The organism is Paraburkholderia bryophila, from assembly GCF_013409255.1.
Taxonomy (GTDB): domain Bacteria; phylum Pseudomonadota; class Gammaproteobacteria; order Burkholderiales; family Burkholderiaceae; genus Paraburkholderia.
In genome coordinates, this window is record NZ_JACCAS010000001.1 from 1333017 (window position 1) to 1347177 (window position 14161).

Here is a 14161-nt window from a genome sequence, read left to right on the forward strand (position 1 = left end):
GAAATGTCCGACAAACATCTCTCAAGTCAGTTCGACGCCGACCTCAACCTCGTCTCCAAGCGGCTGCTGGAGATGGGAGGTCTCGTCGAGCAACAGATTACGCGCGCGATGCAGGCCCTCGATACTTTCGACCTGGACATCGTCGAACAGGTGATGATGGATGAACATCGGCTGAACGAGATGGAAATCCAGATAGATGAGGAATTGAGCAACATCATCGCTCGCCGTCAACCAGCTGCGCGCGACCTCAGACTCCTGATGGCTGCGTCGAAGACCATCACCAACCTTGAACGCGCCGGCGATGAGGCAAGAAAGATAGCAAAGCGCACGCGGCGCATCGCGGAGAGTGGCGCCGGACGAACCATCAATATCGCGGAAATCAAGCTGTCGGGGGAGATGGCTACCCACATCCTTCGCCGCGCGCTGGACGCGTTCGCAAGACTCGACACGGTCGCCGCGGCCCAGATTGTCCGTGACGACGAAGCCATTGACGACCAGTTTCGTGCATTCGTTCGCAAGCTTGTGACCTACATGATGGAGGACCCGCGGGGCATCTCTGTCGGACTCGATTATCTGTTCGTGGCAACGGCAATCGAACGTATCGGTGACCATGCGACGAACATCGCCGAGTTCATCATCTATGTCGTCAAGGGGACGGACGTACGTCACCTGCCTCATGATGAACTCGAGCGCCAGGCGCTTGATAGCAAGGACTGAAGGAAACTGCAATGCACATCAGCGTGCTCATCGTCGAAGATGAACCTGCCATCATTGAATTGCTTGCCGCCAACCTGAAGCATGCCGGCTTCCACCCATTGCCGGCTCGGAATGCGACAATCGCTAGCGCGCTAATATCGGAGATTTTGCCCGACCTGATTGTGCTCGACTGGATGCTTCCCGGGATGTCCGGGCTCCAGTTCATGCGGAAGCTCCGTGCAGATTCAAGGACACGCGATGTGCCCGTCATCATGCTGACGGCCCGCGATGAGGAGCAGGACCGGGTGGACGGCCTCGAAGCCGGGGCAGACGACTACCTCGTCAAGCCATTTTCGCCGAAGGAACTGGTCGCACGTATCAAGGCGGTGCTGCGCCGCCGCGCCCCGCAACTGACCGATGATGCCGTGTCTGTCGGTAACCTCATTCTTGACCCGGCGACGCGTCGGGTGTTCGTCAAGACCGAGGGAGACGATATGCCCGTGCAGCTCGGTCCAACAGAGTTCAAGCTGCTTCACTACTTCATGGCACACCCGGAGCGGGTACACAGTCGCTCACTGGTTCTTGACCAGGTCTGGGGCGACCACGTATTTATCGAAGAGCGAACAATCGATGTGCATGTCAAAAGGCTGCGCGCGGCGCTAAAACCGGTTGGTTACGACGCCATCATCGAGACGGTGCGCGGCAGCGGTTACAGGCTTTCGGGAATGGCGCCGTCACAACCCGTTGCGACCGCAGCATAGGGTAGTTTCGGGCATGTCTAAAGCGACGCCGCGGCGTGTTGGATTTCAGAGACTGGACGCAAAGCCATGAAGGCGGTCAAACATCAGAACGACGTTGGCGACGACCATCCGCTTTCCGGGAAGAGCGGTTCGGACTTGAATGCCTCGAAATTGTCGAGCCGAGTGCACCTGCTGGTTTGGGGACCGCTCCGGCTCGCGTTGGGCGTGGTGCAGATGGTGTTCGCCGGGGCAGCTTTCGTGAGCCTCCTGCTGACGGGGCTGACATACGGGGCATTGACGTGCGCCGCAATAGCAGGCGTCGCGACGCTCGCCAGTCGAGCCCTGTATCACAGGCGCAGCGGACACCGTTGACGGACGGTCTGCCGGGAATTCCAGGCTCGGGAGCCGAGCAAGCCTTCTGGCTGTGGCCCAAACCGGACCGTCGCGCCAATGTCACCTCAATAGCGTTAGAATCGTCGGCTAATCTAGACGACACGTGCACCATGAAGGAAAAAGACGCAATCAAAGCCCTGTCCGCGCTCGCCCAGCCGACGCGTCTGGGTATTTTTCGACTGCTGATTACGGCGGGGCCGGACGGGTTGAGCGTAGGTGTTATCCAAGAGCAGATGGAACTGGCAAGCGCCACGCTGTCATTTCATCTCAAGGAACTGACCCATGCTGGCCTGGTGTCGTCGCGGCAGGAGGGGCGATTTGTCTATTACGCCTCAGAAATTGACCAGATGAACGGGCTGGTCGACTTTCTGACTGAAAACTGCTGTCAGGGTGTCGAAACGGCCGACTGCAAACCTCGCAAGAAGGTCAAGTGCTGACCTCAAGCCTTTAACCTGCAGCTACGGCTGGCGCTCAGACGGCTGCGTCTTTGGTCAGCGACTGCGTATGCACCACCACCCCATCTTTGTCGCAGAGAATGACGCCATACCCGGGATTTTCATCAACCTTTACCAGCGGCTGCTGCTCCATACGCAACGCGATACCCAGGTGAGGCGTCGTCATTACGGTGTAAGGCGTTCCGCGCCAGATACCTGAAACGTTTCGATGCAAATGGCCACAGAACAGATAGGGTTGGCGATTTCGATGGCGTCGGAGTATGTCCGCTAGTTCAGTGTCGCCGTCGGAAAGTCGCAACTTGTCCAGCGCAGGAATTCCGACGTTGGTTGGTGGATGGTGCATAAAGAGCAAGGCCGGTCCGTCCGCGGACGCTAGCGTTTTGTCCAGCCACGCTAGTCGCTGCGGACTTAACTGACCTGAGTGCTTGCCATCAGCAAGTGTGTCCAGGTAAATCAGTTGGTGCCCATCTACTTCTTCCACATCCTGCAAAAACCCTTCGTGCAGTTGCGCGTCGGGAAAAACCTCTGACAGCGCCACCCGGTCGTCGTGGTTACCCACGAGCAGTCGCACTGGCATCCTGACATCGGCCAGTATGTTGGCCAACACAGAGTACGCCGCCGTATTGCGAAGCTGTATAAGGTCGCCAGTTATGACTAGCCGCTTCGCGTCCCCATGATTGGACAGCATGTCGTCGATGCAACGACGTAGTCGTATTTCCGGGTCAACACCCGTCGAATGAAGCACACCGGGATTCAGCAAATGCAAATCCGTGGTCCAGAGAAGCTTCATGTAGTGGCTGCCAGTAATGTTGTTGGACAGCAGGCTGCACGGGCGAAATCATATGCTTCGCGTGCGCCTTGCCGCTCATTGAAAAGGCCACCCGAGCCCGCTTGTTCGTTCCTGCCATGTGTATGTCGCCAGCAGGCGGCGGGCTCCGCCGTTGGCGCTAGCCGCAGCTGCCGACCTTCTTCTCAATGACAGCGGGGATAGAGGCGACTGGCGCGCAGCATGCCCCGCTCGCTTCAGAAGTGGGTGATTGATGGCTGTCAGCACCGAACATCGGAATGCCACCAAGCGTGTGATACGTCTCCCACGGTACGCCGGCCGGGTCCTGCGTCCAGTATTTGTTCGAGCTGGCGTAGCAGCACTGTGCTGCGGGCTGGTCCTCGACCGCAACGCTCCCTGCGATGACCTGCTGCCTTAGCGCCGACAGCTCCTCGTCGCTGTCGACCTGGAAACCAAGGTGATTCACACCCGTCTCACCGCCGCGCGCGGAAATCGCAAAATTCACGCGCGGGTCCTCGAGCATCCACTTCGCGTAATCGTCTTTAAGCACCGTTGGCTGGGCGCCAAACATGCTGCTGTAGAACCGCACGCTATCGTCGAGTTTCGGAACAACAACGTGAACGTGAAATCGCTTCATTTCAAGCCTCCGTTTCGTTGGTCGCGCAAGCGCATTGCTCGGCGGCGCAGCAGTTTTCCATCAGGAAGTCCACGAGTGTCTGCATGTGCTCGTAGCAGGCGCTGTAGATGATGTGCCGTCCCTGGCTCTTGCCTTCAATGAGTCCGGCGTGAGCGAGTTCCTTCAGGTGGAACGACAGCGTGGGCGAAGGAAGCCCGAGACTGTCAGCAATGGCACCCGGACTCATGCCTGACCGACCAGCGGTAACCAGAAGACGGAACACGGCAAGCCGGTTGTCGTTTGCGAGCGCCGCGAGTGCCTTGACCGCCGTTTTTGAGTCCAAGGTTGCCATCACAGTCCCTTATCGGTTACTTGCCTGCGCTTCCTTGCGCGAATTGTCGGCGATTGCCTGCGACGCGAGGTCGGTCACCGGGTCGAGCGGACGACCGTCCTTCACGCGCTCGCTGTAACGGTCGACCAGATATGCAGCCCGGCCGCGAAGCAGCAGCGTGAACTTCACGAGCTCCTCCATGACATCGACGAGGCGGTCGTAGTAAGACGACGGTTTCATCCGGCCATCCTCTTCGAATTCCTCGAACGCCTTCGCAACCGAACTTTGATTGGGGATGGTGAACATTCGCATCCACCGTCCGAGCTGACGAAGCTGGTTCACAGAGTTGAACGACTGCGAGCCGCCGCTGACCTGCATGACGGCAAGCGTGCGCCCCTGTGTCGGGCGGATACCGCCGCTCACGAGCGGCAGGTGGTCAATCTGCGTCTTTATCAGGCCGGTGATGGTCCCGTGACGCTCGGGGCTGCACCAGACATGCCCCTCCGACCACAGCGACAGCTCCAGTAGCTCCTTCACTTTCGGATGGTTCTTGACATCGACGTCGTCCGCGTGCGGAAGACCCCGCGGGTCAAAAATCCGGGTCTCGGCGCCGAACCGTTGCAGCAGGCGAGCGGCCTCTTCGACGAGCAGGCGCGAATAGGAACGCTCGCGAAGCGAGCCGTAGAGCAGCAGTATCCGTACGGGCGGCTGCCCTTCCATGCCCAGTTGCGCGGCGATATTGGTGTCGAAGAAATCCGGTTTGGCGGCCGGGAAGCTCTGGTCACCGTTGATTGCATGAACTGTCATCTGGTTTTCCTGCTATTTGATAGTTCCAATTATATGGAAATATTTGTCCTATTCAAGGCGCTTTGGGGCGACACCCATCAACTCGAACTTCTGCGCCATCGCATGCTTGCATTCTACTATATTTCCGGTATTCTGGAAATGTGAAATCTTTGGAGCGATGTCATGAACCGCGACTCCCTCGCTACATCTGAATCGCTTTTGCCCATGTCCGGCAGGTGGCGTTGCCGCCCGATTCGCGGCTTCATGATGCTGATGGCGCACGAGCGCTCGGTCGGCTCGCCACAGGTGACAGCGGATGCGCTGCGCCAGCCGGCGGCAGGTTCTTCGTCTCTAGCGGACGACGTGGCACTGGCCTTCCAGAAGGAGACGGGACGTTCCACTTCAGCGATTGCGCTGACGGCTGCGCTCGACGAGAAGCTCGAGCGTGCCCGATTCCTTGCTATGCGCGGCGCGGCAGCGGCCGTCCTTGTTCTGGACATGCATGAGATAGGTCGGGCATGGCCTCCGTGCGATTGGGCGGCGCCATTGCTCCAGGTCCGCAACCAGCTAGCCGACGAGGGCTCGAGGCTCTTCGTCGCGCTGGCGACGCCGGTCGAGACACGCGGTGTCCGTGCGGTGCTCCGGCGGGCAAGAGCGCGGATAGTCGCGCATCGCATTGGACGATTCTGCAGCCACGAGGGAATCGGCTATCTCGATGTAGTCAGTGAGGCGCGGGAACGTGCGTCGCTGACGGTGGCAGATTCTTTTCACGAGCGCGTCGCCATTGGCGTTGCGAACAAGCTGGCCTCTGCACGGTTCTTCTGCTGCGACGCGTTTCGCATCGGGCCGGCACCTGCCGCAACCTGAGCCAGATGAGAGGTTGAATAAATTGAGCACAACGTCGAGCCGAGGTGAGAGCGCAAGCGGAAATGTTGCGCCGGCAGATAGTCAGGACAGACTCGTCACTTGGGCCTTGGCATTGGCGCAGCTGGTCTCCTGGGGCTCCGTGTATTACTCGTTTTCGTTGCTGGTCGTGCCCATGGAGCAAACCATGGGTTGGAGCCGGACGGCGACGAACGCGGCCTTGTCCGTGGGGCTGCTGGTTTCCGGCTTCGCGGCGTATCCCATTGGCCGCTGGATTGACCATGGGCTGGGCCGCCGGGTCATGGTCGTCGGGTCAGTTATCGCTGCCGCCATGCTGTTGCTCTGGGCCGACGCGCAGTCGCTAACGTTACTTTTCGTTGCCTGGATTGGCCTTGGGATTGCGATGGCGGCAACGTTCTACGACCCGGTGTTCGCAGTCGTGACCCATCGGTACCCAAAGAGTTTCAGAACGAAAATCACGCTGATTACGCTCGTGGCCGGGTTTGCCAGCACGGTCTTCATCCCACTGACGCAATTCCTGGTTGGCTCGGTTGGATGGCGGACGTCACTCGTGGTTCTTGCCATTGCGAACCTCGTCGTCTGCCTGCCAATTCATGTGCTCGCCATTCGCTCGTCGCGTTCGGACGCGAGTCCACGGCCTAGCCGCGGCGCGGTCAAGCTCGCAAATGACGAGGCAACACGCCGCGCACTTCGGACGCCAACGTTCTGGGCCCTCGCTGTGTGCTTCACGGCCTATTACGCGACTTTCGCGGCGCTCACGTTCCATCTGGTGCCATTGATGGTAGAGCGAAGAGTATCGAACGCGGTGCTCGTCACAACCATGGCACTCATCGGCCCCGCACAGGTAGCCGCTCGGGCAGTGTGGTTCACTTTCGGGCGAACGGTCCACGTGAGCACTATTGGCGTCATCGTTGTGACGCTTTTCCCGCTGTCGACCATCGTTCTCATAGGCGCCGGTCACTCGGCCGCCTTGTTATGGCTGTTCGCACTCTGCTACGGCGCTGCAAACGGAATGATGACAATCCTGCGGGGTACCATCGTCCAGGACCTGATGTGGACCGAAGGTTATGGTGCAGTCAGCGGCATGCTGTCATTCCCATCCAATATCGCCAAAGGGATAGCGCCAATCGCTGCCGCAAGCATCTGGACGCTCACTCACGGCTACGTCGCTGTCGAGTGGACGGTTTTTCTCGTCTCGATACTGTCGGCAATCGCGTTTTTCGTCGCGGTCCGATTCAGCCGCCATGCAACCCGCGTCACCTGAAAGTTGCTCAAATTTCTAAAACATCGATAAGGCCATGAAAATACGTCCGGCACAAAACGACGACCTTGGCGCCATCAAGGCACTGCTGGCAGGAAATGACCTTCCGTCCTCCGACGTGACGGCCGAGCTACTGAAGGACTTCGTGGTTGCCGAAGATACGAATGGCATCCTCGTAGGCAACATCGGGCTAGAAAGATTTGGACGCGATGCGCTACTGCGGTCGCTGGTGGTGACGGAGGCTGCCCGCGATAGTGGTTTAGGTGGCAATCTAGTGGCTCAGGCGGAAGACTTCGCGCGGAACTCAGAGGTTGGTGAGTTGTGGTTGCTGACCACGACCGCCGCCGAGTTCTTCCGGCGCGCTGGCTACGTTACTGTCGACCGCGCGGCGGCACCCGATAAAGTCCAAGCCAGCATGCAATTCGCTGCCTTGTGCCCGGCGTCTGCGGTTTGCATGAAGAAGCGCCTTTGACCCGCCGAAGTTATTGGCCGTGACTGTCGACCCACGTACGCTCCGACGCTAATCTAGCAACCCGCGCTCCGTACCCGGTTTCGCACGTCCCGAGCCATCGTCAAAACGACTTCGGGGCACCTCTGTCGCGTATCGACGGTTGTTATCCCTTGCGCCACTTATCCGGCTTTCCGGATGTCGTGGTTCGAACTCGCTCAACATGAACCGCTGCGTTCGGGTTCATCTGCTTTGCACGCTCTATCGCTTGGGCCTGCGTCTGCGTCACTGCGCTTGCTCGTTCCGAATCAGGCTTCCGCACGGCGTACGTCTTGTCGTCGCGGCGTTCTACAAACAGATTGTTGCTATCTTTCTTGCCGGTCATGAAAAACCTCACAGAGATAGGAAATTACGTGCAGTAGACGGCTTTATCGTCATTGAACATACTGCCTATAGCAAAGATATGCAAGTCTGCTACCACATATGGCGACGGACGAAAGCCCGCAGCTGAGCCGCGTAACTAGGCTGGCGCGTCTCAAGCTTCGAGAGGCGCCTCGCGTAGTTTCAGTGGTGTCGCTATCAACTGTAATACTTGACCAGTTGCACGAATCCGTTGGGGAGTCGACGAACGGCGAGGTCGTGACCAGCAGCCTGGCTCAATGCAAAACCGCCAAACTGAACGCCCCCGCCGAAAGTGACGCCGGGAGTCATCTGAACACCGTTGATGTCGACCGGCACCTTGGGCGAGAAACTGCCGTCAGAGGTGACCGCAAAGACTTCATCAAAATGAACACGCACAAGGCCGTCCGCATCTGGCGTTGCGCTCTGCGCCGCTGCGGCCTGTTGGGCATTCGCCTGCTCAGCTTGAGCGGGCGCGTTGAGAACTGCTGACGCCGCTTGAGCCTCCGGAGCGTTCGTTGCCGCAGCAGCCTGGGTAGCGGGCGCCGATGCCGCGTTATCGCTGGCCGCATCCTGTTTGTCGCCGCATGCAGCGGTCAGTGCGGCCGCGATAAGGGCAGCCGTCAGAATCAATTGCTTCGTCTTCATGTTTAAGTCGCCGGTGGGCTCGTTATTTACGGTAAGGGGAATAACGGCCACCTCATGAAAAGCTTGAGATTTGTCTGACGAAATCTTGTTTCGTGCATGCTTGTCGCCGTGCCCCATCGACGCTCATCCCGGTCCAACAGGCGTGTGAGGTGTCAATCACCGGGTGTCTCGAGGGGCGGTCTGAGCCCCCAACCAGCGGAACACGTTCTTGATGGCCGCAGGTAGCAAGCGATGCGGCCTTTTGCCTTTTCCTCCGCAGGTCCTCACATCTAAAACGCATAGCTAGATTTTCAGGAGGGCCGTCGAGCGAGGCGGCCACTTACTGCCAGGAGAGCTATGCCCCGTGTCACACGACGCGGGCCGTTTAATTGGGAGCTACCCGACCAGGGATTCGATGGGTTGCACTATGCCGGCTCGGTGCCGGTAGGTGCGCAGGACATGCGCAGGGCGACGGACAACGCGCAAGCGCGTCTCGAGGCGGCCAAGGCCGGTGGGTTTAGGCGGTTCGAGCGCACTGAAGCGGTTCAGTGGACCAAAGACGTTAAGGGGTGTTTGGCTGAGGCAATCGGTGTTCCGCTCGCCGACATCGTCGCAATGGACCGACGAGAGCCTTTCGCGTCCACGGCGCCTGTTGCGGACCAGCCGATACGGGATGTCGACGTAACAATAGGATGCCGCCGGTTTGATATCAAGGCGTCCTGCGACCGGCTGCCTGGAATCCAGGAGCGCAACGACAGATATTTCGCGGTCAACGCCGACCAACTCTCGCGCTACGAGAGTCTTGGTTACGACGGCCTGATGTTTGTCCGCATCGTCAAAGAGGGCAAGTTGGCGGACGTCTGGTTCGTGAGTTTGCAGGAAGTGCGGCGGGCCAAAAGGCATCCTGCCGTGACAGAGAACGTCAGTGACTGGTATGCGGTGACGATACCGCGAACCACCGACGCGTGAGATTAACGGGTAGCCCGAGACGGCTCGCAACCACAATTTTTTAAGAGCGATATGACAACACCACAAACACGGCGGACGGAAGCGCCGCCATAGAAATGAGGCCCCGACCTACGGCCGTCTTAACTATACAGTCTTGTTCACGATTGGACTCATGGGATGGTGGTCAATCATCCAGCGAGCCGCTTCGGCATGGAAGCCGCTTGTGCCGAGGAATATGTGAGCGGTCCGCGCAGAGACAGTCGGATTCCGAAAGTCGCCGGGATACAGAATGACCTCCTGGCGAAACCCGTAACCCACATTGTCGACAGCTGACAGCGTTAGCCCAATTTTCGTGTCTTTCAAGAGCTGGTAAATCTCTTGCTGCTGAGGGACCGGTGTCCGCTCGCCGAGCGCGACCGACACGATAGCTTCTTGGGGAATATCCGCAGTGAAGACCGGAAATTTTCTTATGTCGAGGTGCTCCGTCTTCTTGCAGTCCCGAAGGGGACGCACAATCCGCACCTCTTGTTCGTATTTCCATTCGACGGATTTGGAGCATAGCTCCGCCAAAGGAACAGGCTCGGATTTATACGAGTCGATGTGTTTCCTCGGGCGCTCCTCAACGTATTCGACCTCGATTTGACCGGCGAAGAACTCATGGTCGGCGTCGAAGGCGATGACCGCACCTTGGTACTGGTCAGCGTAATGCGACCACATCAAGATTGAGTTGGGAGCCTTGGACAGGCAAAGGATGCCTATCTGCTGATTGAGTTCGACGAGTATGTGTCGTGACGTGATATCGCTGGCCACCTGTCCATCAGTGAGCTGAACGACCGCCGTCAGCAGGGTCTCACGCCGGGGAGCGAGTATGTCGAACGAGAAGCCGATTCGGTCTCCCGCCTGGTCTGCTGGGACGACTATCTCCGGCAACAGCTCGAATGGGTCGTTGAACCCACCCGGCTGGGTCATGCGGATGGACCCTCCAAGTATCCTCTTTAGCGTGTCGATGCTGACGTACTTGTGCAGCCGGTGCTTGGCCATCACTACCTCGTATCTGAGTGTGGAACTTGCGATGAGTAATTGCGGGCCAGCCATAGCCCTTGTGCTCCAGGTCTCGCCCATTTTGCGCAAACGAAACAATTGTGCAGCCGCGCAAGAGTGAAGCAAATCAACCGACGCGTGTGGCAAGAAAGGTGGTACATCGGATTTTCTCTTCCTATACTCGACAGAGCATGTTGCCTATCGTGTCCGCAGGCCTGTTGTATCATTCGGCGCTTCACGAATTTCGCGTGCCTATTGCCGCGTAAATATTACCTAACCAGCTTCGGCCCCATGCAAACCATGTACGCTCATATCGCGGGCGAATTCCGCGAACTGACACTGCCGCCGGTGCACGAAGAAGTGCTTCCCGGGCTTCCGTGGGGAGCATTCGATGAACTGATGACGCCAGCCTATTGGCGCGGTCAGGCGTGGCAGCACACTGAGTCCGGGACGTTCTGCGATTTCCGCCTGGGTCGTACTTTGCAGGAAGAGGTCGCGGCCTGTTTGCTCGGTGGCTGGGGCATGCCGGCAGAGTTGGCGCTGGCCGCCTACTCGCGTGTTCGTGAAAAAGACATGCTGCGCGCGGGCACCACGGCTCAGGAGCTTGAAGAGGTTCTGAGCGAACCGTTCACCTTCCACGGTCGAGCCCGTAAATATCGATTCATCCGACAGAAAGCCAAGTATTTGAGCGGCTGTCTTCAGCGGTTGCACTCTTTCACTCCGCCCGACGACGACATTGTCTTCCGGGACCAGTTGAATGAGCTTCCTGGTATCGGACTGAAAACAGCATCGTGGATTGTTCGCAATTTGCGTCCGCAGAGTGAAGTTGCGATTCTGGATATTCACATCCTGCGCGTAGGCCAACATCTCGGTCTCTTCCCGGAAGAATGGCAACCGGAGACTCACTATCGGAAACTGGAGGCGCGCTTCATTGCCTTCGCACGCGCGATTGATGTCTCGGCTGCGACCCTTGACGGACTGATGTGGGACCACATGCGCCAGCTGTCAGTCATTATGAGGAAGGTCCAGGTCCAAGCGGCCGAGCAACTCGACCTGTTTGGCAACGCCCACTGACAGTTGCTGTGCTTCGGTAAGTCAGGCCGACAGTCCAATAGCCGCCGCTCCGACAGCAAGTAGTTGCTCGGCCCCGGGCAAACTATCAACGACCTCGTTGCCAACGATTCCCAGCGGGCAGAATCCTAGCCCGTACGATTCGGCAGCGAGCGCAAGTGTCTGGAGCAACGTTCCCGAATCACGCCACACCAGCGATTCGCTTTTCTCGTATGCGGCCATTGGCCTCGCCATGTCGGCGATGAGCACAATGAACGCTCCATCTGCGTCCGGAAGCATGCGTTTGCATTTGCTCACCCAGCTTGTGCGCAGCTCGGCAGGGACGTTCAGCTCTTCGAGAACAGACTCGTCCGCGTTCACTCGATAGACAGTGGCACCGGCAAACAGCAAAACAGAGATTGGGTGTAACGCCCCCGCTGAAAGCGCGGGGCGGCGACTTCGCCGCAGCGGGTCGCCGTCCTTCCAAAACCGCGGCACTAGGGCGAGACGCAGCGCATCGACGAGTTCGTCGAGCGGCGCTGACGTCAGTGCTCGAACCGAGCGCCGACTTTCGAAGACATCCAGGAAAGACCTCTCCGCCGGCGCGCTATGCTGCCCGAACGGCACAACCCGCAAAATCGGCCAGGGATAGTCCTGGAACGGACCATCCCGGAGAGGCTGGGGGTCTTCAGTATGGGTCAACGCCGAGTTCCTCCAGCACCTCGTAGTGCTTCGCGCACCCTCGACACATTCCGCAAGCTTCATTGGCAACATGGCAAGAGTGAGCCCACGCGAGAACCTCCGCGGGGACGCCTGAAGCCTTGATAAGCTCCGCACCGCTTAGCTTGATTGCCGGTGCGGCGAGCGCTATCGAACCCTCCTGGCAAGCCAGGACAGCATTCATCGCCGCCAGGAATTCGGGTTTGCCGTCGGCATGCATTCCATCGGTACGAAGGGTTCCGATTAACAGAGCGTTCACGTTGAGCGCGACTGCTTTCATTGCGGCCAACGTGACTAACATCTGATTCCGGAACGGCCACCATTCTGAAACCGGCGCAAGCTCAGACGCTGCTTGACCGGCCATATCGCCACTGCCAAGTGCTCGAAGGTCAGCTTCGATGACATGATGTTCAATACCCAATGCTTCGCATACTGCGCCCGCAGCTCGAACCTCGGCTTGCGCGGCACATTGACCGTACGCGACCGTGATTGCGACTTCGGGCTTCTTCCAGTACGCGATGGCTATTGAATCCATCCCGCCGGATAACAGCAAGGCCGTTCTCATGCTTTCCATGCCGTGTGATGCAACGCGGTGACGAAGTCGAAGAAGACCTTGCACTTGGAGCCGGTAACCATCTTGAGGTCCTCCTCAGTTACGGACTGGGCAAGAACGTAAACAGGGAGATTCTTCGCTCTGGCGTAGCCCGCCTCGAAAACAGTGCCCGCATCGAGGCCATCCAATATCGCGAAGACCCGGTCACACGTATCGAGCGCAGCCAAGTCAGCAGGTCCCACTACTTCTGCAGGGCCAGGGCCGATGTCGTGCACTGGAGAAAACACCGTCAGCCCCAACTCGGTCAGGTAGCGTCGTGCCTCGTCGACGAGCCAACGCTGCCCCAGATTGAAGAAGGGGCTTGCGACGTAGACCTTCCCCGGTACTGTTGACGCCGGTACACGCTGCGCCTGCGAAAGCTCAGCAGCCGATGCGACTGGCAACGCCATCGTTTCCGCATACTGTGAAACGGCGCGCGAAGCCAGCTCTGCCGCAGTCCCGGGACTTTCACGGTGCACGGCCCATCGCGCTGCAAACACGGCAGCGAACACGTCCCCAGAACCGATAGTCCACACTAGGTCACTACGGTAAGCGGGAATCAGCATTGGATTCGTAGCCGCGGTATGGACATATGCGCCTACCGGCCCCGATTTGACGACCACAACTTCTGCGCCAAGCTGAATCAGCTTGGCGGCGGCTTTCACTGGGTCGAGCTCGCCAGCCATCGCTACGATTTCGCTGCGGTTTCCCACGATGGCGAGATGGTCGGCTTTGCTGCCGTTCTCCCAAAATGACTCCGGGTTGAATGCCGATTGCGGGTCGTACACACACCACGTGGCGTCAACTCTTGCCGCCCCCTCCAGCATGCCGAAACGCAACACCGCTTCGTCTTGTACTTCAATTGGCGCGTACTTTGGGATGGAGGATAGGGCCGGTCGCAGCACCGGCGTCGACATGCAATGCACATATTCGAACGAAATCCCGGTCTCTGCTGGTGTCGTGACCAGGTCGAACTTGAAGACCTCCGCTGCCGTACGAAACTCATCCTCGAGTTCCTGGCAGGCATACGTGCGTAACGTCACCTTTCCGACGTGACCGACGATTGCCGTCGCCGCTCGCCCACCGGAGCCATAAATTTGGTCCCATGCTGGCCAGAGGCACTGTTCGTGATAAACGCCGCCGACTACGGTTATCGCATTCGACGTCATTTCAACCTCACTTTGACACTGCACGTTCCGCCCTGAACACTCAGGACCTCGGCAACATACTGTCTACCGCTCTGGATGCACTGAATGAATTGCAGCATGGAGCGCGACGTGATGGAGCCGACCGTGTTTCCGCCGAGGTCCTGCGCAACCAGACGAGGAGGCGGTCCAGGAATGAACGCAACAGTCAGGAGGTAGCCCGCACGAACGCTTCGAAGCG

General features: G+C 58.7%; 19 protein-coding genes. 9 read left to right on the forward strand and 10 right to left on the reverse strand.

Annotated features, from left to right (window positions below; genetic code table 11):
- Window positions 1-3 precede the first annotated feature (3 nt).
- The 4 genes from phoU (at window position 4) to GGD40_RS05975 (ending at window position 2266) form a co-directional block, all read left to right on the forward strand.
- Window positions 4-717: a phosphate signaling complex protein PhoU gene (gene phoU / locus GGD40_RS05960; RefSeq protein WP_179743093.1), complete on the forward strand. Its 714-nt coding sequence runs from the start codon at window positions 4-6 to the stop codon at window positions 715-717.
- An 11-nt stretch (window positions 718-728) separates the two neighbouring features.
- Window positions 729-1457 (forward strand): phosphate regulon transcriptional regulator PhoB, encoded by a 729-nt coding sequence (gene phoB / locus GGD40_RS05965; RefSeq protein ID WP_179743094.1) that lies wholly within the window; start codon window positions 729-731, stop codon window positions 1455-1457.
- A gap of 66 nt (window positions 1458-1523) precedes the next feature.
- Window positions 1524-1808: a hypothetical protein gene (locus tag GGD40_RS05970; protein ID WP_179743095.1), complete on the forward strand. Its 285-nt coding sequence runs from the start codon at window positions 1524-1526 to the stop codon at window positions 1806-1808.
- Between the two features lie 131 nt (window positions 1809-1939).
- Entirely contained in the window at window positions 1940-2266 is a 327-nt protein-coding gene (locus GGD40_RS05975; RefSeq protein ID WP_179743096.1) for an ArsR/SmtB family transcription factor, read from the forward strand.
- 34 nt (window positions 2267-2300) lie between these two features.
- On the opposite strand, the gene GGD40_RS05980 is transcribed toward GGD40_RS05975, so the two are convergent.
- From GGD40_RS05980 to arsH, 4 genes are all read right to left on the reverse strand, one after another.
- Window positions 2301-3074, reverse strand: a complete 774-nt coding sequence (locus tag GGD40_RS05980) for a metallophosphoesterase (protein WP_179743097.1) — start codon at window positions 3072-3074, stop codon at window positions 2301-2303.
- Between the two features lie 157 nt (window positions 3075-3231).
- On the reverse strand, window positions 3232-3708 hold the full coding sequence (locus tag GGD40_RS05985) for an ArsI/CadI family heavy metal resistance metalloenzyme (RefSeq protein ID WP_179743098.1): 477 nt from the start codon (window positions 3706-3708) through the stop codon (window positions 3232-3234).
- A gap of 1 nt (window position 3709) precedes the next feature.
- The gene (locus GGD40_RS05990; protein WP_179706248.1) at window positions 3710-4039 is read right to left on the reverse strand and encodes an ArsR/SmtB family transcription factor; all 330 of its coding nucleotides are present in this window, start codon (window positions 4037-4039) and stop codon (window positions 3710-3712) included.
- Window positions 4040-4048: 9 nt separating this feature from the next.
- The gene (gene arsH, locus GGD40_RS05995; RefSeq protein WP_179743099.1) at window positions 4049-4825 is read right to left on the reverse strand and encodes an arsenical resistance protein ArsH; all 777 of its coding nucleotides are present in this window, start codon (window positions 4823-4825) and stop codon (window positions 4049-4051) included.
- A gap of 162 nt (window positions 4826-4987) precedes the next feature.
- Between arsH and GGD40_RS06000 the strand changes: the two genes are divergently transcribed.
- Genes GGD40_RS06000 through arsN2 form a run of 3 tightly spaced genes read left to right on the forward strand, consistent with a single transcriptional unit; the run spans window position 4988 to window position 7422 of the window.
- Complete coding sequence (locus tag GGD40_RS06000; protein ID WP_179743100.1) at window positions 4988-5671, forward strand: hypothetical protein; 684 nt, start codon at window positions 4988-4990, stop codon at window positions 5669-5671.
- A gap of 22 nt (window positions 5672-5693) precedes the next feature.
- On the forward strand, window positions 5694-6953 hold the full coding sequence (locus tag GGD40_RS06005; RefSeq protein ID WP_179744889.1) for an MFS transporter: 1260 nt from the start codon (window positions 5694-5696) through the stop codon (window positions 6951-6953).
- Window positions 6954-6987: 34 nt separating this feature from the next.
- Window positions 6988-7422 carry an arsenic resistance N-acetyltransferase ArsN2 gene (arsN2, locus tag GGD40_RS06010; RefSeq protein WP_179743101.1) on the forward strand — a complete coding sequence of 145 codons (435 nt, stop codon included), beginning with the start codon at window positions 6988-6990 and terminating at the stop codon, window positions 7420-7422.
- 142 nt (window positions 7423-7564) lie between these two features.
- On the opposite strand, the gene GGD40_RS06015 is transcribed toward arsN2, so the two are convergent.
- Both GGD40_RS06015 and GGD40_RS06020 read right to left on the reverse strand, forming a co-directional pair.
- The gene (locus tag GGD40_RS06015) at window positions 7565-7783 is read right to left on the reverse strand and encodes a DUF2188 domain-containing protein (protein WP_179743102.1); all 219 of its coding nucleotides are present in this window, start codon (window positions 7781-7783) and stop codon (window positions 7565-7567) included.
- Between the two features lie 194 nt (window positions 7784-7977).
- The gene (locus GGD40_RS06020) at window positions 7978-8562 is read right to left on the reverse strand and encodes a hypothetical protein (RefSeq protein ID WP_257030360.1); all 585 of its coding nucleotides are present in this window, start codon (window positions 8560-8562) and stop codon (window positions 7978-7980) included.
- A gap of 219 nt (window positions 8563-8781) precedes the next feature.
- Between GGD40_RS06020 and GGD40_RS06025 the strand changes: the two genes are divergently transcribed.
- Window positions 8782-9393 (forward strand): hypothetical protein, encoded by a 612-nt coding sequence (locus GGD40_RS06025; RefSeq protein ID WP_179743103.1) that lies wholly within the window; start codon window positions 8782-8784, stop codon window positions 9391-9393.
- A 123-nt stretch (window positions 9394-9516) separates the two neighbouring features.
- Here the strand turns inward: GGD40_RS06025 and GGD40_RS06030 are convergent, their stop codons facing one another.
- Window positions 9517-10413: a DUF2971 domain-containing protein gene (locus tag GGD40_RS06030; protein ID WP_179743104.1), complete on the reverse strand. Its 897-nt coding sequence runs from the start codon at window positions 10411-10413 to the stop codon at window positions 9517-9519.
- Between the two features lie 291 nt (window positions 10414-10704).
- Between GGD40_RS06030 and GGD40_RS06035 the strand changes: the two genes are divergently transcribed.
- Window positions 10705-11487: an 8-oxoguanine DNA glycosylase gene (locus GGD40_RS06035; RefSeq protein ID WP_179743105.1), complete on the forward strand. Its 783-nt coding sequence runs from the start codon at window positions 10705-10707 to the stop codon at window positions 11485-11487.
- Between the two features lie 21 nt (window positions 11488-11508).
- On the opposite strand, the gene GGD40_RS06040 is transcribed toward GGD40_RS06035, so the two are convergent.
- From GGD40_RS06040 to GGD40_RS06050, 3 genes are read right to left on the reverse strand one after another with little or no spacing between them, the layout of a single operon-like run.
- Window positions 11509-12165, reverse strand: coding sequence for a nitroreductase family protein (locus tag GGD40_RS06040; protein WP_179743106.1), 657 nt, complete (start codon window positions 12163-12165; stop codon window positions 11509-11511).
- Complete coding sequence (locus GGD40_RS06045) at window positions 12152-12748, reverse strand: 7-cyano-7-deazaguanine synthase (RefSeq protein WP_257030361.1); 597 nt, start codon at window positions 12746-12748, stop codon at window positions 12152-12154. Before GGD40_RS06045 ends, GGD40_RS06040 begins: the two co-directional genes overlap by 14 nt.
- Window positions 12745-13944, reverse strand: coding sequence for a PfkB family carbohydrate kinase (locus GGD40_RS06050; protein WP_179743108.1), 1200 nt, complete (start codon window positions 13942-13944; stop codon window positions 12745-12747). The genes GGD40_RS06045 and GGD40_RS06050 overlap by 4 nt, the downstream gene beginning before the upstream one ends.
- Between the last annotated feature and the right edge of the window lie 217 nt (window positions 13945-14161).

What these genes read in the sequence shown, in the direction of transcription:
- phoU (WP_179743093.1), top strand. Translation starts at nt 4, where the DNA reads ATGTCCGACAAACATCTCTCAAGTCAGTTCGACGCCGACCTCAACCTC.
- phoB (WP_179743094.1), top strand. Translation starts at nt 729, where the DNA reads ATGCACATCAGCGTGCTCATCGTCGAAGATGAACCTGCCATCATTGAA.
- GGD40_RS05970 (WP_179743095.1), top strand. Translation starts at nt 1,524, where the DNA reads ATGAAGGCGGTCAAACATCAGAACGACGTTGGCGACGACCATCCGCTT.
- GGD40_RS05975 (WP_179743096.1), top strand. Translation starts at nt 1,940, where the DNA reads ATGAAGGAAAAAGACGCAATCAAAGCCCTGTCCGCGCTCGCCCAGCCG.
- GGD40_RS05980 (WP_179743097.1), bottom strand. Translation starts at nt 3,074, where the DNA reads ATGAAGCTTCTCTGGACCACGGATTTGCATTTGCTGAATCCCGGTGTG.
- GGD40_RS05985 (WP_179743098.1), bottom strand. Translation starts at nt 3,708, where the DNA reads ATGAAGCGATTTCACGTTCACGTTGTTGTTCCGAAACTCGACGATAGC.
- GGD40_RS05990 (WP_179706248.1), bottom strand. Translation starts at nt 4,039, where the DNA reads ATGGCAACCTTGGACTCAAAAACGGCGGTCAAGGCACTCGCGGCGCTC.
- arsH (WP_179743099.1), bottom strand. Translation starts at nt 4,825, where the DNA reads ATGACAGTTCATGCAATCAACGGTGACCAGAGCTTCCCGGCCGCCAAA.
- GGD40_RS06000 (WP_179743100.1), top strand. Translation starts at nt 4,988, where the DNA reads ATGAACCGCGACTCCCTCGCTACATCTGAATCGCTTTTGCCCATGTCC.
- arsN2 (WP_179743101.1), top strand. Translation starts at nt 6,988, where the DNA reads ATGAAAATACGTCCGGCACAAAACGACGACCTTGGCGCCATCAAGGCA.
- GGD40_RS06015 (WP_179743102.1), bottom strand. Translation starts at nt 7,783, where the DNA reads ATGACCGGCAAGAAAGATAGCAACAATCTGTTTGTAGAACGCCGCGAC.
- GGD40_RS06020 (WP_257030360.1), bottom strand. Translation starts at nt 8,562, where the DNA reads ATGGGGCACGGCGACAAGCATGCACGAAACAAGATTTCGTCAGACAAA.
- GGD40_RS06025 (WP_179743103.1), top strand. Translation starts at nt 8,782, where the DNA reads ATGCCCCGTGTCACACGACGCGGGCCGTTTAATTGGGAGCTACCCGAC.
- GGD40_RS06030 (WP_179743104.1), bottom strand. Translation starts at nt 10,413, where the DNA reads ATGGCCAAGCACCGGCTGCACAAGTACGTCAGCATCGACACGCTAAAG.
- GGD40_RS06035 (WP_179743105.1), top strand. Translation starts at nt 10,705, where the DNA reads ATGCAAACCATGTACGCTCATATCGCGGGCGAATTCCGCGAACTGACA.
- GGD40_RS06045 (WP_257030361.1), bottom strand. Translation starts at nt 12,748, where the DNA reads ATGAGAACGGCCTTGCTGTTATCCGGCGGGATGGATTCAATAGCCATC.
- GGD40_RS06050 (WP_179743108.1), bottom strand. Translation starts at nt 13,944, where the DNA reads ATGACGTCGAATGCGATAACCGTAGTCGGCGGCGTTTATCACGAACAG.